13 protein-coding genes are annotated in these 21,279 nt (G+C 67.1%); 3 read left to right on the forward strand and 10 right to left on the reverse strand.

The annotated features are described in order from the left end of the window. Window positions 1-6: 6 nt before the first annotated feature. The 6 genes from CLM74_RS21015 to glyQ form a co-directional block, all read right to left on the reverse strand. Window positions 7-3,450, reverse strand: coding sequence for a PAS domain-containing hybrid sensor histidine kinase/response regulator (locus CLM74_RS21015; protein WP_105164880.1), 3,444 nt, complete (start codon window positions 3,448-3,450; stop codon window positions 7-9). A gap of 261 nt (window positions 3,451-3,711) precedes the next feature. Beyond that, window positions 3,712-5,859: a S46 family peptidase gene (locus CLM74_RS21020; protein WP_105164881.1), complete on the reverse strand. Its 2,148-nt coding sequence runs from the start codon at window positions 5,857-5,859 to the stop codon at window positions 3,712-3,714. 168 nt (window positions 5,860-6,027) lie between these two features. Continuing rightward, window positions 6,028-9,894 (reverse strand): translocation/assembly module TamB domain-containing protein, encoded by a 3,867-nt coding sequence (locus CLM74_RS21025; protein ID WP_105164882.1) that lies wholly within the window; start codon window positions 9,892-9,894, stop codon window positions 6,028-6,030. Continuing rightward, window positions 9,891-11,687: an autotransporter assembly complex family protein gene (locus tag CLM74_RS21030; protein ID WP_025878770.1), complete on the reverse strand. Its 1,797-nt coding sequence runs from the start codon at window positions 11,685-11,687 to the stop codon at window positions 9,891-9,893. Before CLM74_RS21030 ends, CLM74_RS21025 begins: the two co-directional genes overlap by 4 nt. Window positions 11,688-11,940: 253 nt before the next feature. Then, window positions 11,941-14,016, reverse strand: coding sequence for a glycine--tRNA ligase subunit beta (gene glyS / locus CLM74_RS21035; protein ID WP_105164883.1), 2,076 nt, complete (start codon window positions 14,014-14,016; stop codon window positions 11,941-11,943). Window positions 14,017-14,104: 88 nt separating this feature from the next. Then, window positions 14,105-15,016 (reverse strand): glycine--tRNA ligase subunit alpha, encoded by a 912-nt coding sequence (glyQ, locus tag CLM74_RS21040; protein WP_105164884.1) that lies wholly within the window; start codon window positions 15,014-15,016, stop codon window positions 14,105-14,107. 83 nt (window positions 15,017-15,099) lie between these two features. Between glyQ and CLM74_RS21045 the strand changes: the two genes are divergently transcribed. Genes CLM74_RS21045 through CLM74_RS21055 form a run of 3 tightly spaced genes read left to right on the forward strand, consistent with a single transcriptional unit; the run spans window position 15,100 to window position 18,616 of the window. After that, window positions 15,100-16,935 (forward strand): GspE/PulE family protein, encoded by a 1,836-nt coding sequence (locus tag CLM74_RS21045; RefSeq protein ID WP_032976767.1) that lies wholly within the window; start codon window positions 15,100-15,102, stop codon window positions 16,933-16,935. Further along, window positions 16,907-17,653: a glutamine amidotransferase gene (locus CLM74_RS21050; RefSeq protein ID WP_025878766.1), complete on the forward strand. Its 747-nt coding sequence runs from the start codon at window positions 16,907-16,909 to the stop codon at window positions 17,651-17,653. Before CLM74_RS21045 ends, CLM74_RS21050 begins: the two co-directional genes overlap by 29 nt. A 51-nt stretch (window positions 17,654-17,704) precedes the next feature. Further along, window positions 17,705-18,616 carry a BPSS1780 family membrane protein gene (locus tag CLM74_RS21055; protein ID WP_105164885.1) on the forward strand — a complete coding sequence of 304 codons (912 nt, stop codon included), beginning with the start codon at window positions 17,705-17,707 and terminating at the stop codon, window positions 18,614-18,616. Window positions 18,617-18,706: 90 nt separating this feature from the next. On the opposite strand, the gene tatC is transcribed toward CLM74_RS21055, so the two are convergent. From tatC to CLM74_RS21075, 4 genes are all read right to left on the reverse strand, one after another. After that, on the reverse strand, window positions 18,707-19,456 hold the full coding sequence (tatC, locus tag CLM74_RS21060; protein WP_025878764.1) for a twin-arginine translocase subunit TatC: 750 nt from the start codon (window positions 19,454-19,456) through the stop codon (window positions 18,707-18,709). Next, window positions 19,453-19,926: a Sec-independent protein translocase protein TatB gene (gene tatB, locus CLM74_RS21065; RefSeq protein WP_032977537.1), complete on the reverse strand. Its 474-nt coding sequence runs from the start codon at window positions 19,924-19,926 to the stop codon at window positions 19,453-19,455. The genes tatC and tatB overlap by 4 nt, the downstream gene beginning before the upstream one ends. Window positions 19,927-19,941: 15 nt before the next feature. After that, window positions 19,942-20,169, reverse strand: a complete 228-nt coding sequence (tatA, locus tag CLM74_RS21070) for a Sec-independent protein translocase subunit TatA (RefSeq protein ID WP_025878762.1) — start codon at window positions 20,167-20,169, stop codon at window positions 19,942-19,944. 74 nt (window positions 20,170-20,243) lie between these two features. Next, on the reverse strand, window positions 20,244-21,134 hold the full coding sequence (locus CLM74_RS21075) for a YSC84-related protein (protein WP_025878761.1): 891 nt from the start codon (window positions 21,132-21,134) through the stop codon (window positions 20,244-20,246). Window positions 21,135-21,279: the final 145 nt, after the last annotated feature.

Here is a 21,279-nt window from a genome sequence, read left to right on the forward strand (position 1 = left end):
CCGGCACTACCGGGCGTCGCGCAACGCGCCCAGAAATGCCCGCAGCGAGGCTGGCTTGATCGGCTTGGTCAACAGGCGATAGCCGCGCTCGCGTGCCATCCGCTTCAGTTCATCGCGGCCATCGGCGGTAAGCAGCGCGCCGGGCAATGGATAGCCCGCCGCTTCGCGCAGTGCCACCAGTGCATCCAGGCCATCCATGCGATCGTGCAGGTGGTAGTCCACCAGCATCACCTGCGGACGCTCGGCGATCTTCTGCAACGCCTGGTCCACCGTCGATGCGGTGATCACCTGCACCTGCCAGCGCCCCAGCAGCGCGCGCATGCCATCGAGGATCTCCTCGTCGTTGTCCACGCACAACACGCGCAGGCCGGCCAGCGAATCGCTGCGCATCGGCGGTGCGGCCTGCGCCACGGTGAGCGCTTCGGTATATCCCGGCAACGGCGCTACCCGCGGCAGGATGATCGAGAACATCGATCCACTGCCAACCCGGCTGCGGGCATTCAAGCGATGGTCAAGCAGGCGCGAGATGCGCTGGCAGATCGACAGGCCCAGCCCCAGGCCCTGCTCGCCCCAGTCGAACGGCTGCTGGTAGCGGTGGAACTCATCGAAGATCTGTCGCATGTGGTGTTCGGGAATGCCGGGGCCGGTATCCCACACCTGCAGCTCCACTTCGTCGCCGCGCTGGCGTACGGCCAGCACGATGCGCCCCTGCCGCGTGTAGCGCAGCGCATTGGCCAGGAAGTTCTGCAGCACGCGGCGCAGCAGGCGGCGATCACTGCGCACCCAGGTGGTACGCGCGAACAGATCCAGCCGCAGCCCACGCCCGGCCGCAACCGGCGTGTACTGCGCGGCCAGCTCGCGCATCAACGCACTGACATCGAATTCGCCGATCACCGGATGCAGGCCACCAGCATCCAGCCGCGACACGTCCAGCAGCCCATCCAGCAGCTCTTCGGCCGCACGCAGCGACGCATCCACGCGTTCGGCCAGGTGCCGCTGCTCATCACTGACATGGTCGCTGTCGCGCAGCGCCGAAGCGAACAGCCGCGCCGCATTCAACGGCTGCAGCACGTCATGGCTGATCGCCGCCAGGAAGCGGGTCTTCGATTGCTGTGCGACTTCCGCAACATGCGAGCGCTCGGCCACGCGCTGTTCCAGTGTTTCGTTGGCTTCCAGCAGCGCCCGTTCGGCGTGCTTGTAGTCGGTGATGTCGTTGTAGCTGGTGACGTAGCCGCCGCCGGGCAGTGCCTGGCCACGCATTTCGATCACCTTGCCATCGCTGCGGGTGCGCTCGAACACGTGCGGCGAACCGGCGCGCATATAGCCGATGCGGCGGTTGATCTGCACTTCGATGTCGCCCTCGCCCAGCTCGCCACGCTCGGCGTTGTAGCGGATCAGATCCGCCACCGGGCGGCCCACGTAGAGCATGCCGTCGGGGTAGCCGAACATGTCCTGGTAGCGCCGGTTCCACGCGGTCAGGCGCATGTCCGGGTCGACCACGCTGACGCCGGCGCTGATGTTTTCCAGGGTGGTCGACAGGATCTCGCGGTTGAAGCGCAGTTCCTGCCCGGCTTCGTCCAGCACCGCCACCACTTCGCCCAGGTCCATGCCGGAGCCACGCAGGAGGCTGGTCAGCAGCAGGCGCGCGGACGCCGCCCCGATCGATGCGGCCAGCAGGCGCTCGGTGAACTGCACCCACGGCCGGTCTGCCGGTGCCGAGGACTGCAGCTCGCGCCCCAGCGACTGCGCCTGTTCGAAGAACGAGCGCCGCGCATGGCGCTCGCCGACCACGCGCGAGGCCAGTGCCAGCAGGTCGCCCACGTGCACGTGGCCCGGCCAACCACCGGCCACTGAAGGCCGCTCGGCATAGGGATCGAGGAAGGGCGCAGCGCGCAGGCGCTCATCCACGCCCGGACGCCAACGCGCCGATACCAGCATCATCGTTGCCGCGTTGACCAGCAGCGACCAGAACGTGCCATGGGTCAGCGGGTCCCAGCCGGTCATGCCGAACAGCTGTTGTGGCCGCAACCAATCGATGCCGAACGGACCATGCTGCACCCAGCCTGCATCCATCCAGCCGGCCATGGTCATCGCCGGCAGCAGCAGGGTGTACAGCCAGGTGGCGAAGCCGAGCAGCATGCCGGTCTCGACGCCACGACGGCTGGCGCCGCGCCAGTACAGTCCACCGATCAGGCCCGGCGCGAACTGCGCCACCGCGGCGAACGCCATCAGTCCGTACGAGGCCAGCGTGCTGTCGTTGCTGCTGCTGCGGTAGTAGCTGTAGGCCATCAGTGCCAGCAGCAGGATCGCCAGCCGGCGGATCCACAGCACCCGCGAAGCGACATCGGCCGCTTCCTGGTGGTCGCCACTGCGACGCAGCAGCACCGGCATCACCAGATCGTTGCTGACCATCGTCGCCAACGCGATCGAGGACACGATGACCATGCCGGTGGCGGCAGAGAACCCGCCGATATAGGCGATCAGTGCCAGCGCGTTGCGGCCCTCGGCCAGCGGCAACGCCAGCACCATCGAGTCGTCGGCCACGCCGCTTCCGGTACCGAACAGGCTGATGCCGGCCGTGGCGATCGGCAGCACCATCGCCGAGATCAGCACCAGGTAGCCGCCGAACATCCAGCGCGCGCGGCGCACGTCGCGCACGTCGCCGCACTCCACCACCGCCACATGGAACTGGCGCGGCAGGCAGATGATGGCCAGGAAACTGAGCAGCGTCTGCGAGATGAACCCCACCGGCGGAAGCCCGGTGAACAGCGTATGTACCGACTCCACCACCGCCTCGTTGCGGTCGCTGAGCCAGACATAGGCGAACACGCCCACCGCCACCATCGCCACCAGCTTGATCACCGACTCCAGCGCGATGGCCAGCATCATGCCGTGGTGGTGTTCGGTGGCGTCCACCTGGCGGGTACCGAACAGGGTGGCGAACAGCGCCATCAGCAACGCCACGTACAGGGCCGGATCGCTGAAGAACCCGGTCGGGCCGGTGTTGCCGGTCAGTACCTGCAGGCTCATCGCCACCGCTTTGTACTGCAGGGCCAGGTAGGGAATGATGCCGATCAGGGCGATGATCGCCACCAGCGCCGCCAGCCGCCGCGAGCGGCCGAAGCGCGAGGAAATGAAATCAGCGATGGAGACCACGTTCTGGCTGCGCGCGATCAGCGCCAGGCGCTCGATGATGCGCCAGCCGAACAGCAGCAGCAGCAACGGACCGATGTAGATCGGCAGGTAGCCCACGCCGTTGCGCACGGCGGTACCGACTGCGCCGTAGAAGGTCCACGACGAGCAGTACACCGCCAGCGCCAGGCTGTAGACGACCGGCCGCAGCCACGGCCGGTCCGGGTACATCGGCCGACGGTCGCCCCACCACGCCACGCCGAACAGCAGCGCAGCGTAGGCAACCGAGACCAGCAGCAGGATCCAGCTGGAGACCAAGCGCGTGTTTCCGTCGGAGGAGGGGCCAGTAGATCACGACCGTTGATCGTGATGGTAGGTCACGACGGGGGGTCGCAAAGGTGGGTCACGACCGTTGGTCGTGGCAGGGGCGTCCGTGCCCACCAACGGTGGGCACCCACCAGAGGGAAAGGTGGGCACCCACCAGAGGGAAAGGTGGGCACCCACCAGGAAACGGTGGGGACCTACCGGAAGACGGTGGGCACCTGCCGGGAGATCGTGGGCGCCTACCGGGAACCGGCGTTATTCCGCCGGAACGCCCATTTCCTTCAGCAGTTCAGGTGCCGGGTAGACCTTGGCCAGCAGCCAGCGCAGGTAGCGCATGTCCACGTGCACGGCGCGCTTGTAGCGGGGGTCGAACCACCAGCTGGCACTGACCGACTCCCAGTTGCTGTCGAAGTTCAGGCCGATCAGTTCGCCCTTGGCGTTGAGCACCGGCGAGCCGGAGTTGCCGCCGGTGGTGTCCAGGTTGGTCAGGAAGTTGACCGTCTGGGTCTTCAGCGAGGGATCGGCGGTGCTGCCGAAGTCGCCCTTGGCAATCGCGGCCAGCAGCGGCTTGGGGGCATCGAACGGATAGGCGTTGGTGTTCTTTTCGACGATGCCGGCCACGGTGGTCACCGGCGAATAGGTCACGCCATCACGCGGGTGCAGCGCTTCCACCTTGCCGTAGCTGATGCGCAGGGTGCGGTTGGCATCCGGGTACACCGCACGGCCCTGCTTGGCACGCCAGGCGAACAAGGCCTGCATGTAGGCCGGGCGCAGGCGCAGCTGTTCGCCTTCGCGGGTCTTGCTCTCGTTTTCGATGCGCAGCTGCGCGGCCACCAGCGGGCCGGCCACGGCAATCAGCGGATCGGCGGCCAGCGCCTTGCCTTCGCGGGCAGCGGCGAAGCGGGACAGGCGCTGCGCTTCGTCACCCAGCTGGGTGCCGGCATACAGCGTGTCCAGCGCCTGCGCCAGCTGTGCCGGGGTACGGCCGAAGGCCGTGTCGAACTCGGCCACGCGCTGCGCATCCGGCAGCTGCTGGTAGCGCGTCAACAGGGTGGTCAGCAGCGCCTTCTCGACCTCGGGTGCATAGCGGCGCTGCACTTGCTTCAGCACGCCCTCGATCATCGCCTGGTCGCGCTGCTGGTAGCCGGTCTCGCGCTGCGCATCCGGCTTGGCCGATTCAATGCGCAGGCGTTCCAGCAGCAACGCCGAGCGCAGCAGCTGGCTCTGGCTGGCCATCTGTTCCAGCAGCAGGTCGCGCTCGCCCACCGCCGCGCCCTGCGACAGGTTGGCCAGCAGCGCCTTGATGTCGCCCTGGTACTTGCGGTCGGTGGCGGCCAGCATCGCCTGCTCGTCGGCCGCACGCTGGGCCTTGGCATCGCTGCGCAGCAGCCCTTCCAGCTCACCGGCGGCGCGCTTGCGGTTGTTCTTCAGCGACTGCAGCTGCGAGGCATAACGGGTACGTGCCTGCGCATCCTTGGCACTGGCCGCTTCGATGGTGTCGATCATCTGCTGGAACACCGACACCCGGCGCGGCAGCACGGTATCGATCTGGCCAGCGAACTCGGCGGCGGTGCGATGGCGGTAGGTGATGCCCGGGTAACCGGCCAGCATCGCGTAGTCGCCCTCCTTCGGGCCTTCCACCGACATCTGCAGGTGCGCCGGTGCCTGGTAGGGCACGTTGTCCTTGCTGTAGGCGGCCGGCTTGCCGTCCTTGCCCACGTAGGCACGCAGCAGGGTGAAGTCGCCGGTGTGGCGCGGCCACATGAAGTTGTCGATCTCATCGCCGTAGTTGCCGATCGCGCGCGGCGGCGCATAGACCAGGCGCACATCGCTCAGCTCAAGCTGGGCGATGCGGTAGAAGTCGGTGCCGTAATACATGTTGGCCACCGAGCAGCGCACGCTGCCGTCCTTCTCGCACTCGGCCACGATCTGCTTGCTGGCTGCATCCACCGCGTCGAAGTACGCGCGGCCGGTCTTGCCCTTGGCCTGTGCCAGCACCTGGTCGGTCACCTTGTCGAAGCCGACGGTCACCAGCACGCGGAAGTCCGGATTGGCCGGACGCTCGTCGGCGCGACCCTTGGCGATGAAGCCATCGTTGATGAAGTTGTGCTCGGGCGAGCTGTTGTACTGGATCACGCCCATTGCCACGTGGTGGTTGGTCAGCAGCAGGCCATCGGCCGACACGAACGAGCCGGTGCCACCGCCGGCACGCACGACCGCACTCAGCGGCGGCGCGGTCACGTTGGCCAGATCGGCCGGGTTGCCCTTGAAGCCGGCCGCCTGCAGCGGCTTGGCCAGCTCCGGCAGCTGGGTCGGCATCCACATGCCTTCATCGGCGTGGGCGCCAGCGGCGAGGGTCAGGCCCAGGGCCAGGGCGGTGGGGAGGGCTTTGCGTGGCGACATGAGGCAATCCGGTACGACAGAACAGCCCGGGACCATAGCTGCTGGGGCCGGATGGGGCAACGGCCGATGGTTGGGTATGCGTGCACGGTAGTGCCGGCCGCTGGCCGGCAACCCACCGAATTCGGGATACGGTGCAGTTGCCGGCCAGCGGCCGGCACTACCACACCGTTATTTTTCCCGCCGCCAGTTCAACGAGCCACGGTTTTCCACCGTGCTCGATTCCACTTCCACGTCGAAGCCGCGGCGCAGCAGGTACTTCAGGGTGATCACCGAACCGGCGCCCACCAGCGACACGCCGTAGCCCACGTAGAGCTTGGGCGAGATGTACTTGCCCACACCAATCACCGAGCCGCCCAGCGCGCGCGACTGGCTGACGCCGGCATCGTCCAGGCCCAGCTTGGCACCCAGCTGCGAAGCAAGCAGGCCACTGCCCGCCGACAGCGCGGCCGATGCGGCGTTCACCTGCTGGGTCTGGTCGCTGCTGGCACCGGTCAGGCTGCGCCCCAGCACCAGGTAACCCAGTGCTTCGGACTGCGACATCGCCGGATCGGACCAGACATCGGCGCGCGGTTGCTGCGCGCGCCCGGTCACGTCGATGCCGGCGGTGACATCACCGATCCGGCGTTCGGCGCGGATGTTGATGCGCGGGTCGGACACCGCGTTGTAGTTCCAGTTGAGGTTGCCGCGCGTGATGGTCAGGTCCTGGCCATAGGCCTTGTAGCGGCCACTGACTTCCAGGCCGCCGTTGGCGGTCATCTCGCGGCCGGGCTTGGCCCAGACCTGCATCTTGCCGGTCAGCGCGCCCTTCAGGCCGAAGCCGCTCATCTTGACCTTGTCACCCAGGCTGACGGCCAGCTCCATGTCCAGCGGCGAGGTGCGTGACTCTTCCGGATCGGCCGGGTCCAGCACCACCACGTCCTCGGACACCGAGGTGCCACGGTCCAGGCGCTCCAGATCGATGTCGGCCTCGGGCACGTGCACCGTTCCGCGCAGCTCCATCGCGGCCTTGGCCAGGGTGAAGTCCAGGTTGGGATTGGCGATGATGCGCAGCTCGCTGGTGTTGGACAGCAGCACATTCTCGCCGTGGATCTTCAGCTGCAGCGGCTGTGCATCGCCGAACCAGGACAGGCCGCCGTCGACATACAGCGTGCCCTTGCCCGAATTGGCCTGTGCGGTGATCTTGGCCGACCCGTCGGGCTGGGCGACGAAGCTGCCCTTGCCCTGGTCGAAGGTCAGGCCCAGCGCCGGGAACTCGCCCTTGAAGTTGCTCAGCTGCGCATCACCGCCCAGCGACGGTTGGCCGCGCGTGCCACGCAGGCTCACGTGGCCTTCGATCAGGCCGGTCGGGCGCACCACATCCGGCGAGAACAGTTCCAGCCAGTACAGGCGCGACATGTTGAGGTAGAGCTCGCCGTTGAGCGGCGCACTCGGCTCCCAACCGGTCTGCATCTTCGCATCGACGAAGCCGTTGCCCTGGAAGCCCATGCCCAGGTAGCCCTTGATGCTGGCCGGGGTCATGTCCAGCTTCAGCGAGAACTGGTCATAACGCACCAGCTCGCCACGGTTGGCATCGCCCACGCCGGTGTTGCGGTTCTCGCCCAGGCGTACGCCACCTTCGGCCGAGCGCACTTCCACATGCCCTTCCCATGCGTTGCCACGCGGACGGATCTGCGCGTCCAGGTTGAGTTCGCCACGCAGGTAGATGCGCCGGCCGGACTGTGGCGGCAACCACGGCTGCACCAGCGCCAGCGGCAACGCATCGCCGCGCACCACCAGGCCTTCGCGCGGCCAGTTGGCACGTGCGCACAGGGCGCCACCGGTCGCAGCGCCCAGGCAGGTTTCGCCCAGCGTGTAGTTGCTGCCGTTGATGGCGAATGCCGCGGGCGCACGCAGTGCCCACGCATCGCCCTTCACCGGTGCGATGCGCAGCGTGGCCAGTTCGCCACGCCATTGTTCGCCCTGCTGGCGAACGCTGCCCTGCAGCTCGATCGCGCCCAGTTCGTTGCGTGTCTGTGCGGCCAGGCGCAGGTTGGAGACACTGCCCTGCGCATCGATGTTCAAGCGTTCCAGCAGCATGCCGGCATTGACCTGCTGGCCCTGTATCGCCAGCGTGCCACTGTCGCCACGCCACGGCAGGCGGCCCTTGATGCTCAGGCTTTCAGCGCCATAGCCGTCCCAGTTGAGATTGTTGCCGACCAGATCTGCAGTGATGTCCGGTGCATCGCGCGGGCCTTTCACCTGCACCTGACCACGCAGGCCACCATCGGCGCCGGGCAGCAGATCGCTCAGCTGCAGCGGCTCGAAGCGCGCATCGATGTCCAGGCGGTCGCCGACCTTGCCCGAGGCGGTCACCCGGCTGCTGCCGACGGCCAGTTTCAATTCACCCTGGCCCTGTTCACCCTGCAGGGCGAACTTGCCTTGGGCATCCACATTGCGCTGGCGCAGAATGCCCTTCAGCGACGGCAGGTCCACCGTGGCCTCCAGCGTGCCCGCAGTGCCCGGCGGCGCATTGGCCGGCGGCGGCAGCTGGCGTCCCTTGGACGCGAGATTGCCGGACAGACGGCCATCCCAGCCCGGTGCGAAGTAGCCCGGGTCGAAATCCTTCAGCGTGGCCTTGGCATCCCAGTCCAGCTGCGGTGCCCAGGCCACCTTGCCTTCCACCTGCAGCTGGCCACCCGGGGTCTGCGCCTGCAGTTCGCGGATCTCCGCAGCCTGATCGTTGCCACGCACATCGAAGCGCAGCTGCGCCTTCTGCTTTTCGCGCTCGACATCGGCACGGCCGATCGCCGCCCACGCCTTCAAGGTACCGGCCAGTCCAAAGCGCGCTTCCTTCAGCGTCACCGGCACCGGCGAACTGCCGGCGGTGTTCGGGTCCGGTGCCGGCACCCAGGTCAGGTCCTGCGCGATCACCGAGAAGTTCAGCTTCTGCTGGTCTTCCTGGCTGAAATCGGCGGTACCTTCCAGGCGTGCTTCGCCGCCCAGGCCCTTGACCACCAGCGGCGAGACCTTCAGCACCTGGTCCTGCAGCGAAACCACCGAGGGCGCCAGCTCCAGTTCCTGCTCACCCTGCTTCACCCGGCCATGCAGGTTGGCGTTGCCTCCCTTGCCGGAGGCGGTGAAGTCCAATGCCAGCGGCGCGATGGCCGAGCTGGCCAATGCCGGCGACAACAGCGCCACGTCCAGCTCGTCGCTGCGTACAGTCGCGTTCCAGGTCGGATCGGTGCGGCCATCGAACACCAGCATCGCGTGCAGCGGCTTCGGTGCGCGGCCGGCCAGCGCCACTTCCATATGCGCCAAGTCACCGCGCGCGACCAGGCCGACCGTGGCCGCGGTACGCCCGCGCGGTGCCGGCAGCACCGCGGTGACGGTGACGTCGGTGTCGTAGTCCTTGGCCGGGATGTAGCGGCCCTGGGCAGTGAAATTGCCCATGTCGCTGTCCACCACCAGCTTGCGCGCCTGGAACTCGCCATTGGCGATCTCGATGCCACCGCGCACGCGGCTGATGTCGATCACCGGCTCGTTGGCCTGGCTGATGCGGAAACTGTCGATGGCGATCACATCGGCCTGGATCGCCAGCGGCATTTCGATCTGCGGCAGCGAATCGGGCCACGACGGCAGCTTGAACGGCTCATCGCTCTTGGCCAGGTTGAGCGTGGCGTTGGTCAGCTCCAGCTTGTCCAGCAGAAGCTTGCGGCCCAGCAGCGGGCGCAGGTCCGGCTCCAGGTGCGCGCGCTCGGCGTGGAAATGGATGTCGTCGTAGCGGAAGTCGACGTTGTAGAGGGTCAGTGGTCCGGCCACCGGGCCATCGACCTTGTCCCAGGTGAAGCTGGCACCCACCGGCAGGCGCGCCACCACCTGCGCCAGCAGCACGTCGCGGCCGGCCACCGTCTGCAGCAGCCAGTACACGGCCAGCAGGGCGACCAGCACCAGGCCGACCACGCCCGCGCCGGACCATGCCCAGAAGCGGCGACGACGGTAGAAGCGCACGCGCCGCGGCGGCGTGTTCGGCGACGGAGTCGGTGCGGGCGTGCTCACAGGTCCGCTCCGATGTTGAGGTACAGCTGGAACTGCGAATCAGGGTTGTTCAGACCGTGAGCGATATCGACCCGCACCGGGCCCACCGGCGATTTCCAGCGCACGCCGAAGCCGACGCCGGTGTGCAGGTCGATGTCGGTATCGAAGGCGCTGCCGGTGTCGACGAACACCGCTGCACCCCACGGACCGCCATTGAAGTAATGCTCGTACTCGGCCGAGCCGACCACCAGGTGCTTGGCACCAAGCGCGTACTTGTCCGGCTTCGGCGTGCGCGGGCCGACCTCACGGTAGGCATAGCCGCGGATGCTGCGGTCGCCACCGGCGAAGTAGCGCAGGCTGGGCGGCATCGCCACCAGGTCGCTGGTCCATGTGGTGCCGCCTTCGCCGCGCAGGATCAGGCGATTGGTCGGCCCCACCGGGATGTACCAGCGCAGCACGGCATTGGCCTGCACGAAGCTGGTGTCCGATCCGACGCCTTCGACGCCGGCACGCACCGTCGCGGTGCCACTGATGCCGCTGCGCGGGAACAGCTCGTCATCCACCTTCACGTAGTCGGCCACGATCTGCGGGTAGACCAGCGTGGACGTGTTGTAGACCGCATCGGTGAATTCGGTGCCCGAGGCATAGCGCCAGCGCTCGCGCAGCGCGTTGATCGAGGCGATGGCGGTCCAGTTCTCGTTGATCTCGCCGCTGCGGCTGGCGATCAGCTTGAAGTTGCGCAGATCGATGTAGTCGGTCTGTTCGTCATAGGCACTGGCGGCGAAGGTGTACCAGCCATCCAGCCAGTTGAACGCCGGAATGCGGTAGCTGGTGATCAGGCTCTTGCGCTTCTGCGCATAGTCCAGCTGGGTGTTCATCTTGTGGCCGCGGCTGTTCAGGTAGCGCCGTTCAAGGCCACCACGCACACCGGCGCCACTTTCGCTGCCGTAACTCAGGCCGTAGGAATAAATGCTGCGCTTGGCCCGCGTCAGCTTCACATCGACTGGCACCTCGCCGTTTTCATCGGCCTGGTCCGGGCGCGGCTGGATGTCGATCACGCTGAAGTAATCGAGCTTGGTCAGCGACTCGCGCAGGCGGTCCAGCTTGCCTTCGTGGAAGTAGCTGCCCTGGTCCCAGTACACCAGCGGGTCGAACAGCTTGTCGTCGAAATAGTTCTGCTCGAAGGTCACCGGGCCCATGTTGTAGCGGCGGCCGCTGTCCCAGGTCAGGTCGATGTCGGCAGCGTTGTCCGCGCGGGTGATCTGCACCTGGCGCTGGGTGTAGTCGGCGTCGAAGTAGCCGCGCTCGGCCAGGCGCCGGGTCACGGTGATCTTGCTGGCTTCGTACTGGGTGTGTTCGAAGCGCTGGCCCTTGCGCGGCTTGAACGCGGCCAGGTCGTCCTGCAGGTACTGGTCGTACATCGCAGGACCGGTGATATCGATATGCTCGCGGCGCACCAGCACCGGCTGGCCCTTGTCGACATGGATCAGCACGGTGACGTGCTCATCCTGGCGTGGCGCCTCGACCTTGATCACCGGGTTGTAGTACCCGAAAGGTTCCAGCGCCTGGCGGGTCTGCCGCTCGGCCTGTGACAGCAGGTATTCCAGGCGCGACTCGCCCTGCTCCTTGCCGATCGTGTCGAACAACGACAGCGATTCCTGGATGTTCTCGATGATCGCGGCGTCGTCGCCCTTGTCCAATCCCTTGATGTCCACCTTGTCGATGGTGCCGCGCGCATGGGCCACGGAGGTGGCGCAAAGCGAGAGGACCATCAGCGGCAGGGCGTATTTCGTTGGCTGCATGCGGCACAGCATACCGACCGGAGGTGACGATGCGAAATGCATCACGTCAATCCGGATCGGTTGTTAAGTGGCGGTCAAAATACGCGCCTTTGTGGCGATCATCGCGGCCGCATGCGGAAATATCGGCATCGCGTCGCTGCCGGCCAGCGGCCGGCTACCCAGTAGATCCACGCCATGCGTGGATACGGTCTGATTCATGGCGAGCGCGCAGCGCGGCCTGCAGAAAAACCGCCGGGCATGGCCCGGCGCTACCCATCGTGGGCGATCAGCTGGACAGGTGCTCGATCGCCGCGACCTTGCCCAGGCGCTCGCCCAGCATCGTCAGCAGCGCCAGGCGGTTGCCGCGCAGTGCCGGATCCTCGGCATTGACCATCACCCCGTCGAAGAACGCATCGACCTGCGGACGCAGGCGGGCCAGGCGCGCCAACACGGCCACATAGTCCTTCTGGTGCAGGCTGGCGCCGGTATCGTCGATGGCGGCAGTCACGGCTTCGGCCAGCGCGCGCTCGGCATCTTCCTGCAGCAGGGCCGCATCGATCTGGCCCGGAATATCGCCTTCGGCCTTGCGCAGGATGTTGCGGATGCGCTTGTTGGCCGCGGCCAGCGCCTCGGCTTCCGGCAGCGCCGCGAAGATCCCGATCGCGTCCAGGCGGCGGTCGAAGTCGTACAGCGAGGCCGGCTTCAGCTCGGCCACCGCGTTGAAGTGGCTGGCCGGCACGCCCTTGTCGCTGTAATAGCCCTTCAGGCGGTCGAGGATGAAGTCGTACAGCTCGGCCACGTCGGCCTGCACGTTGCGCGCGGCCAGCCCGGCGTTGGCGCTGGCCAGCAGCGCGCGCAGGTCCAGCTCGAAGCCGCTTTCGATGATCGTGCGGGCCAGGCCCAGCGCGTTGCGGCGCAGGGCGAACGGGTCCTTGTTGCCGGTCGGCTTCAGGCCCGCGGCGAAACCGCCGGCCAGGGTATCCACGCGCTCGGCGATCGCCAGCACCTTGCCCAGCGGCGACAGCGCGATGTCATCACCACCGAAGCGCGGCTGGTAGGCCTCGTCGATGGCCAGCGCCACCTCCGGCGACTCGCCACCGGCCACCGCGTAGTGGCGGCCGGCGATGCCCTGCAGTTCCGGGAACTCATTGACCATGCGCGACTGCAGGTCGTTCTTGGCCAGCTGCGCGGCACGCTTGGCCAGCAGCGGATCGGCGCCGACCTGCGGCGCAATCACTTCGGCCAGCGCCACCACGCGCGCGACCTTGTCGGCCACGCTGCCCAGCTTGGCCTGGTAGGTCACCGTCTTCAGGCCCTCGCCCATCGCCTGCAGGCCCTGCTTCAGGTCTTCGTCGAAGAAGAACTTGGCATCGGCGAAGCGCGGGCGGATCACCCGCTCGTAGCCCTTGGCCACTTCGGCCACGTCCTTGGACTCGATGTTGGCGATGCCGATGAACTTCTCGGTCAGCTTGCCGCCGTCATCCAGCACCGGGAAGAACTTCTGGTTGATCTCCATCGTCTCGATCAGCGCTTCCTGCGGCACCGCCAGGAACGCGCGCTCGAAGCTGCACAGCACCGCCGACGGCCACTCGACCAGGTTCACCACCTGCTCCAGGTTGTCCTCGGTGATGCGTGCGCTGCCACCGGCGGTGGCTGCAGCGGCTTCCACCTCGGCGACGATGCGCTGGCGGCGCTCTGCCGGGTCAACCAGCACGAAGGCGGCGCGCAGCGATTCCACATAGTCCTGCGGCTGGGTCAGCCACACGGTCTTGTCGTGCAGGAAGCGGTGGCCGCGGCTCATGCGGTCGGCCTTCAGGCCGAACAGTTCGGCCTCGACCACCTCACCGCCGTGCAGCAGCACCAGCCAGTGCACCGGGCGCGCGAAGCCCCAGCTGTGGTCGCCCCAGCGCATCGGCTTGGGAATGGGCATGCCGGCGATGGCCTCGCGCAGGACCTCCGGCAGCAGCGCAGCGGTGCGCGCGCCCGGGGTCACCGCACGGTGCACGAAGCGCTCACCCTTGTTGTCGGTGGTCTTTTCCAGCGCGCTCCAGTCGATCCCGGCCTTGGCCGCGAACCCCTGCAGCGCCTTGGTCGGCTGGCCTTCGGCGTCCAGCGCGATGTTCAGGTACGGGCCCAGCACTTCGCTGTGCTGTTCCGGCTGCTCCAGGCCAACGCCCGGCAGCAGCACGGCCAGGCGGCGCGGGGTCGACAGCGGGCGTGCATCGCCCAGCTCCAGTTCCACGCCGCGCTTGCGCAGGCCGTCGACAACACCGTCGAAGAAGGCCTGGGCCAGGCCCGGCAGTGCCTTGACCGGCAGCTCTTCGGTGCCCAGTTCAATCAGCAGGGGAGACAAGTGGCTCATCGGTTCGATCCTGTGGTGGGGGCGCAGCGCGCGACGCGGCCGGCGCCCCTGGGGTAGTAGGTGAAACGCGTGATGGGAGAACGGGCCGTCAGGCCTTCTTCGCGCCCGGGAAGCCCAGCTTCTCGCGCTGCTCGTAGTAGGCCTTGGCCACCGCCTGGGCCAGCGCGCGCACGCGCAGGATGTAGCGCTGGCGTTCGGTCACGCTGATCGCACGGCGCGCATCGAGCAGGTTGAAGGTGTGGCTGGCCTTCATCACCTGTTCGTAGGCCGGCAGCGGCAGGTTCACTTCCACCAGCTTCTGCGCTTCGCGCTCGCAGGCATCGAAGCGGTGGAACATTTCTTCCACGTCGGCATATTCGAAGTTGTAGGTGCTCTGCTCCACCTCGTTCTGGTGGTAGACGTCGCCGTAGGTCACCGGCTGCCCATCCGGGCCGTAGGTCCAGACCAGGTCGTAGACGTTGTCGCAGTTCTGCAGGTACATGCACAGGCGCTCGAGACCGTAGGTGATCTCGCCCAGCACCGGCCGGCACTCCAGGCCACCGGCCTGCTGGAAGTAGGTGAACTGGGTCACCTCCATGCCGTTGAGCCAGACTTCCCAGCCCAGGCCCCAGGCGCCCAGGGTCGGCGATTCCCAGTTGTCCTCGACAAAACGCAGGTCGTGCACCAGCGGATCGATGCCCACCGCTTTCAGCGAATCCAGGTAGAGCTGCTGGATGTTGTCCGGTGCCGGCTTCATCGCCACCTGGTACTGGTAGTAGCGCTGCAGGCGGTTCGGGTTCTCGCCGTAGCGGCCATCGGTCGGGCGCCGCGACGGCTGCACGTAGGCCGCGTTCCAGGTTTCCGGACCAATCGCACGCAGGAAGGTGGCCGGGTGGAACGTACCGGCGCCCACCTCCAGGTCGAGCGGCTGGATGAGCACGCAGCCCTGCTGGGCCCAGAACTGGTTCAGGGTCTGGATCAGGCACTGGAAGGTGATCGGAACGGTCGGGGTCGCGGACATGCGGACGAGTCTTGGCCGGCAAAGGGGTGCGCTAGTATAACGGCCGACCTGCGGGGCATTCCGTACCCGGAAGGAGCAGGTGGATGGAACATCGGCTGCCCACGGGCACGCCCGGCGAGCCTGGAGCGGCACCGTTGCCGCCCGGTCGCCTGCAGTTCGAACAGGTTGCGGCGGCCCTGCTGGCCGACGGCGTGGTGGCTGCGCACGAGCGCGAGCGCATCCGTTTTTCCGCACAGGGCGCCCGCAATGCCAGTGAAGTGCATCCACTGGTGCTGCTGTCCAACCTCAAGCTGGCCGCCAGCGACGGCGGCGACCTCAATCTGGAACGCCTCACCGAGTGGCTGGCCCAGCGTACCGGCAGCCGCTACCTGCGCATCGATCCGACCCGGGTCGACGTCGCCTCGGTCACGGCCGTGGCCTCGCACGCCTACGCGCGCCGCCATCGCTTCCTGCCGCTGGCGGTGGATGGCGAACGCGTGCTGGTGGCCACCAGCGAGCCGCTGGCACAGGAATGGCTGCGCGACCTGCAGCACCTGACCCGCCTGCGCATCGAACTGGCGGTGGTCAATCCGCTGGACCTGCACCGCTACACCATGGAGTTCTTCGGCGTCACCCGCTCGGTGCGCGGTGCCCGTGGCGACGTACGAGGTGAGGCCAACACCACCCTGCCCAGCTTCGAGCAGCTGGTGGAACTGGGCCGCACCGGCGACGTCAATGCCGACGACCAGCACATCGTGCACATCGTCGACTGGCTGCTGCAGTACGCCTACGAGCAGCGCGCCTCGGACATCCACCTGGAGCCCCGCCGCGAAATGGGCCGCATGCGCTTCCGCATCGACGGCGTGCTGCACAAGGTGTTCGAAGTGCCGCCGGCGGTGATGACCGCCGTGGTCAGCCGTATCAAGGTGCTCGGACGCATGGACCTGGCCGAGCGCCGGCGCCCGCAGGATGGTCGCATCAAGACCCGCTCGCCCGGCGGCCGTGAAGTGGAAATGCGCCTGTCGACCATGCCGACCGCCTTCGGCGAGAAATGCGTGATGCGCATCTTCGACCCGGAAGCGGCCTTCAAGAGCATCGACCAGCTCGGCTTCAGCCCGCAGGAAGCGGCCGGCTGGACCGCCCTGGTCGAGCGCCCGCACGGCATCGTGCTGGTCACCGGCCCGACCGGTTCGGGCAAGACCACCACCCTGTATTCCACTCTGAAGCGGCTGGCCACGCCGGACGTCAACGTATGCACGGTGGAAGACCCGATCGAGATGATCGCGCCGGAATTCAACCAGATGCAGGTGCAGACCAACATCGACCTGGATTTCGCCAGCGGTGTGCGCACCCTGCTGCGGCAGGACCCGGACATCATCATGATCGGCGAGATCCGCGACCTGGAAACCGCGCAGATGGCGGTGCAGGCCTCGCTGACCGGCCACCTGGTGCTGTCCACCCTGCACACCAACGACGCGCCCTCGGCCATCACCCGCCTGCTCGACCTGGGCGTACCGCATTACCTGCTGTCATCCACCGTCAACGGCATCCTCGCCCAGCGCCTGGTGCGCACCCTGTGCCCGCACTGCAAGCAGCCGCACACCCTCGGCCGGGCCGATTGGGCAGTGCTGGCTGATAGCGAAGCTGCATATCCAGATGCCGCCACGCCCTGTCGGCCGGTCGGTTGCCTGGAGTGCCGGCGCACCGGATTCCTCGGCCGCATCGGCCTGTATGAGTTGCTGCCATTGGGCTCGCGCCTGCGCGGGCTGATCCGTGCGGACATGGATCTGGCCGGTTTCAACCGTGCCGCGCGTGCTGAAGGAGTGCGAACCCTGCGCCAGGCCGGGCTTGAAAAGGTGGCACAGGGGCTGACTACAATCGAGGAAGTCCTGTCCGTACTACCTCCCCCGGATGAATCCAGCGCCCTTCCTGATCCTTGAAACCGGCCGCCCCGTGCCGTCGTTGCGCCGCTACGGGCGCTTTCCGCACTGGATCCGGGTCGCCGCCGGCCTGGAAGAACACGAGACCGTCGTGGTCGACGTCGAGCACGGCGCCGACCTGCCCGATCCACGCCAGTTCGCCGGCGTGCTGGTAACCGGCTCGGCCGCCTTCGTCACCGACCACGCCGAATGGAGCGAACGCAGTGCCGCCTGGCTGCGGCAGACCGCGCACGACGACGTGCCGGTGTTCGGCATCTGCTACGGCCACCAGCTGCTGGCCCACGCGCTGGGCGGCGAAGTGGCCTACAACCCCGCCGGGCGCGAATCGGGAACGATTGAGCTGGCACTGGACCCGCAGGCCGCTCAGGACCCGTTGTTCCAGGGCCTGCCGAGCCACTTCGCGGCCCACGCCACCCATCTGCAGACCGTGCTGCGCGTACCCGAAGGTGCCGCCGTGCTGGCGCGCTCGCCGCTGGATGGCTGCCATGCCTTCCGCTGGGGCCGCCAGGCCTGGGGCGTGCAGTTCCATCCGGAATTCGCCACCCACCACATGCGTGGCTACGTGCGCGCACGCGCCGACTGCATCGGCCGTCATGGCGGTTGCGCGCGCAGCATCGAGCGCGCGGTCAGCGCCGCGCCGCTGGCGCGCCAGCTGTTGCGGCGCTTTGTCCGCCAGGCCCGGCTGTCTTCAGCCCAGCCGGTGGCAAAACAGGGATAATCGGCGGCACGGGCATACCGCCCGGCCCCTCCTGTCCCTCCCCGGATGTCCATGAAAGAGATTCGCAAGCTGCCAGCCTCGGCGGGCGCCCAGTGGTTGCTGGATACGTTCTCGCTGTATCGGCGTGCGCCGCTGCAGCTGGCCCGGATCGGCCTGACCTGGCTGCTGGTGAACTGGGTGGTCACCCTGCTGGGAACGATGCTGCCCGGTACCGCCGGCCTGGCCCTGCAGATGATGACGCTGGTGATTTCACCGGTGATGTTCGGCGGCATGCTGTACGCCATGGGTGAGATCGACCAGGGCCGTCCCGGCCTGGCCACCCATCTGCTGCAGCCGATCCGCGACCGTCGTGTCAGCCACCTGCTGGTGCCGCTGGCGATCCAGGTGTTGGCCGTGCTGCTGCTGGGCGCGCTGCTGTACCTGATGATCGGCCGCGAGGGCTTCACCGCCTTCAGCGACACCATGACCAAGATGCAGGAACTCGGCCGCAGCGGGCAGCAGATCAGTCCTGAAACCGCCGCCGAACTGGTCGCCAACCTGCCCGCGCAGCGCATCGCGCTGTGGATGCTGCTGGTGTTCTGCACCGCCGTGGCGCTGACCCTGGCGATGTTCACCCAGCCGGCACTGGTGGTGTTCGACCGCCAGAGCGGCATGCACGCGCTGCGCCTGAGCCTGCAGGGCTGCATCGAGAACATCGGCGCCACCGCCGTGTTCACCGTGCTCGGCCTGATCGCCGCGTTCTGCGTCTATGTGCTGTTCGTGATCGTGGTCCAGCTCGGCATGCTGCTGGGCGGCCCGCTGGCGGCGGCCTTCATCGCGCAGCTGGTGTTCACCACGGTGCTGATGCCGCTGTATGTCGGCGCCGTCTATGCGGCCTGGAAGCAGATGTTCGTGCATCGCGGCAGCCGCGGCGCACCGTCGGTGCCGCAGTCGCCGCCGGCCAACGACGTCTTCCACGCTTGAGCGGGGCTCAACGGTAGCGCCGGGCCATGCCCGGCGGATGGATGTCACCTCGCCCCACGAACGCCGGGCATGGCCCGGCGCTACCGGGGATCAGGCCGCAGGCTTCTTGACCACCGAAGACGGCACCAGCCAGCGCGCGGCGTGGATGCCCAGCTCGTACAGCAGGCACATCGGGATCGCCAGCATCAGCTGCGACACCACGTCCGGCGGTGTCAGGATCGCAGCGAGCACGAAGATGCCGACGATCGCGTAGCCGCGTCCTTCCTTGAACTGCTGCGGCGTGATCCAGCCCAGCAGCACCAGGATCACCATCGCCACCGGCAGCTCGAAGCTGCCGCCGAAGGCGAAGAAGATCGCCAGCACGAAGTCCAGGTAGGCATTCGCATCCGGCGTGATCGCGATCACTTCCGGGCTGAAGGTTGTGAGGAAGTGGAAGACGGCCGGCAGCACCAGGAAATAGGCAAAGGCGCAGCCGGTGTAGAACAGCAGCACCGAGGAGACCAGCAACGGCATCGCCAGGCGCTTCTCGCGTGCATACAGGCCCGGCGCGACGAAGGCCCACAGCTGGTACAGCAGCCATGGCACGGCCACGAACAGGGCCACGAAGAACGTCAGCTTCAACGGCGCGAAGAAGGCGCCGGCCGGGTTGGTGGCGATCATCGTCTGCCCATTGGGCAACTGCGAGATCAGCGGCTCGGCCAGTGCGTTGTAAAGCTTCTGGGTAAACGGCAGCAGGCCCAGCAGCACAACGCCCAGCCCCAGCAGCGCACGCACCAGGCGCGAGCGCAGTTCAACCAGGTGTTCCACCAGCGAACTTTCGCCGAAGTCGTGTTCGCTCATGACGGGCGCTCCGTGCGCGCGGGCGTTTCGGTCGCGGTATCAGCAACGGCATTGCCCGCAGCTTCAGCGGTGGCGGGCGTAATGGCTGCACCTTCAGTCGACGCCACCTCCGGCTCGGGCGCATCCGCCAGATGTGGGGGCTGTTCGGCCGGGGCCGGTGCACGCACCTGCTGCGCCAGTGTGTCGCTGTGCTGTTGCATCTGCTCGGCTTCGCGGCGCATGGCTTCGCCGCTGGCACGCAGCTGGTTCTCGGTGTCCTGCATGCCCTGACGCACGTCCTGCATCTGCCGCTTGATGTCTTCGGCCTGCAGTTCGCGTTCCAGTTCCTGCTTGACCGAATCCCATTGATTGCGCGCGCGGCGTACCCACAGCCCGGCGAAGCGGGCCGCCTTGGGCAGGCGCTCAGGTCCGAGCACCACCAAGGCGACAACCGCGATCACCAGCAGTTCGCTGAAGCCGATATCAAACACCGCAACCGCTCCGGATCAACGCGGCTTGCGGTCGTGCTCGTCCTGCGCGGTGCGCGAGGCGTCCTGGCTGCGCGACTCGTCGCCCAACTGCGCGTTCGGCTTGTCGTCGTCGTGCATGCCCTTCTTGAATTCCTTGACCGCCGAGCCGAGGTCCTTGGCACCACTGGTCAGGCGCTTGGTGCCGAACACCAGCAGGACGATGGCGAGCACGACCAACCAATGCCAGATGCTGAAACTGCCCATAAGTCGCTCGTTACGTTAGTGATCAGATTGCCGAGCATAGCGCACCGGCTGTTAGCCGGCGCGCGTGACGAAAGTCAGTTGTTGCCCAGTGTTTCAGTGCGGATTTCACCGTCGTTGACCGGCTGGAAACCCTGCTGGGCCGGCGGCGGGGTCTGCGGCACGGCCTGCAGCGGCGCCGTGGTGGCTTCAGCAGGTGCCGCCGGCGCTGCCTGAACAGGCTGCGGGGCAGGCGCTGCAGCGGCCGCCGGACGCGGTGCGTCATTGCCACCATTGCGGTTGTTGCGCGCCGCGTAGGTGGCCTCTTCCAAGCGATCACGGAAAGCGACCACATCCATTGAAGGCGAGCCAGCCGCGCGGCCCTCGAAGATCATCCGCGGGGTGGTGTTGCTGCCGTAGGCGTCAAGGTTGGCAGCATCGTCGATCTGCAGGATCGCACCATCCAGGGCCACGCCAGCGAACAGGCCGCGGGCGCGCGACCACGACCAGATCTCGGCCTTCAGCTGGCCATCGGTGGCGGCGGCGGCATTGCGGCCGACCGGACCGGCGGCCACACCGGCATCTGCGCCGAGGGTGAACTTGCCGTTGACGAGGTTGTCCAGGCTGCGGTCGTTGCGGAACACCAGCACAACGTCGGAGGACTGCACACCGGCCTGGAAGCCGATGCTGCCGCCGGTGAGCTTGATGAATACCGGGTTGGACCACGCACCATTGGGCATGCGCACCGACATCAGGCCGTGGCCACGACGGCCGCCGATCACCAGACCGGCCTTGATCGTGTCGGGAATGACGATGACCGCGCGGCCTTCGTCGAGCAATTTGTCCGGAATGCCCTGTTCAGGGATTCCCTGGATTTCAGCCAGTACACGCACCGCGTTGCGGGCGCGCTGGTCTTCCTGCGGTCCGGCCATGGCCTGGCTGGACAGCAGGCTGGCGGCGATCAGCAGGGCTTGGATCGGGCGACGCATGGCAGGCTCCAGAAGTCAGTCCATAGGAAGATATAGCAAGTGACTGAAATTAGTAGTGTTGTGATGAATCCCCAATGAGCGTTGCCTGCTCATATTGGCCTTATCGATGACATCCATCCGAACCCTGCATGCCGACGTGACGATG

The sequence above is a fragment of the Stenotrophomonas sp. MYb57 genome, assembly GCF_002966815.1.
In the GTDB taxonomy this organism is placed as follows: Bacteria; Pseudomonadota; Gammaproteobacteria; order Xanthomonadales; family Xanthomonadaceae; genus Stenotrophomonas; species Stenotrophomonas indicatrix.

What these genes read in the sequence shown, in the direction of transcription:
- CLM74_RS21020 (WP_105164881.1), bottom strand. Translation starts at nt 5,859, where the DNA reads ATGTCGCCACGCAAAGCCCTCCCCACCGCCCTGGCCCTGGGCCTGACC.
- CLM74_RS21030 (WP_025878770.1), bottom strand. Translation starts at nt 11,687, where the DNA reads ATGCTGTGCCGCATGCAGCCAACGAAATACGCCCTGCCGCTGATGGTC.
- glyS (WP_105164883.1), bottom strand. Translation starts at nt 14,016, where the DNA reads ATGAGCCACTTGTCTCCCCTGCTGATTGAACTGGGCACCGAAGAGCTG.
- glyQ (WP_105164884.1), bottom strand. Translation starts at nt 15,016, where the DNA reads ATGTCCGCGACCCCGACCGTTCCGATCACCTTCCAGTGCCTGATCCAG.
- CLM74_RS21045 (WP_032976767.1), top strand. Translation starts at nt 15,100, where the DNA reads ATGGAACATCGGCTGCCCACGGGCACGCCCGGCGAGCCTGGAGCGGCA.
- CLM74_RS21050 (WP_025878766.1), top strand. Translation starts at nt 16,907, where the DNA reads ATGAATCCAGCGCCCTTCCTGATCCTTGAAACCGGCCGCCCCGTGCCG.
- CLM74_RS21055 (WP_105164885.1), top strand. Translation starts at nt 17,705, where the DNA reads ATGAAAGAGATTCGCAAGCTGCCAGCCTCGGCGGGCGCCCAGTGGTTG.
- tatC (WP_025878764.1), bottom strand. Translation starts at nt 19,456, where the DNA reads ATGAGCGAACACGACTTCGGCGAAAGTTCGCTGGTGGAACACCTGGTT.
- tatA (WP_025878762.1), bottom strand. Translation starts at nt 20,169, where the DNA reads ATGGGCAGTTTCAGCATCTGGCATTGGTTGGTCGTGCTCGCCATCGTC.
- CLM74_RS21075 (WP_025878761.1), bottom strand. Translation starts at nt 21,134, where the DNA reads ATGCGTCGCCCGATCCAAGCCCTGCTGATCGCCGCCAGCCTGCTGTCC.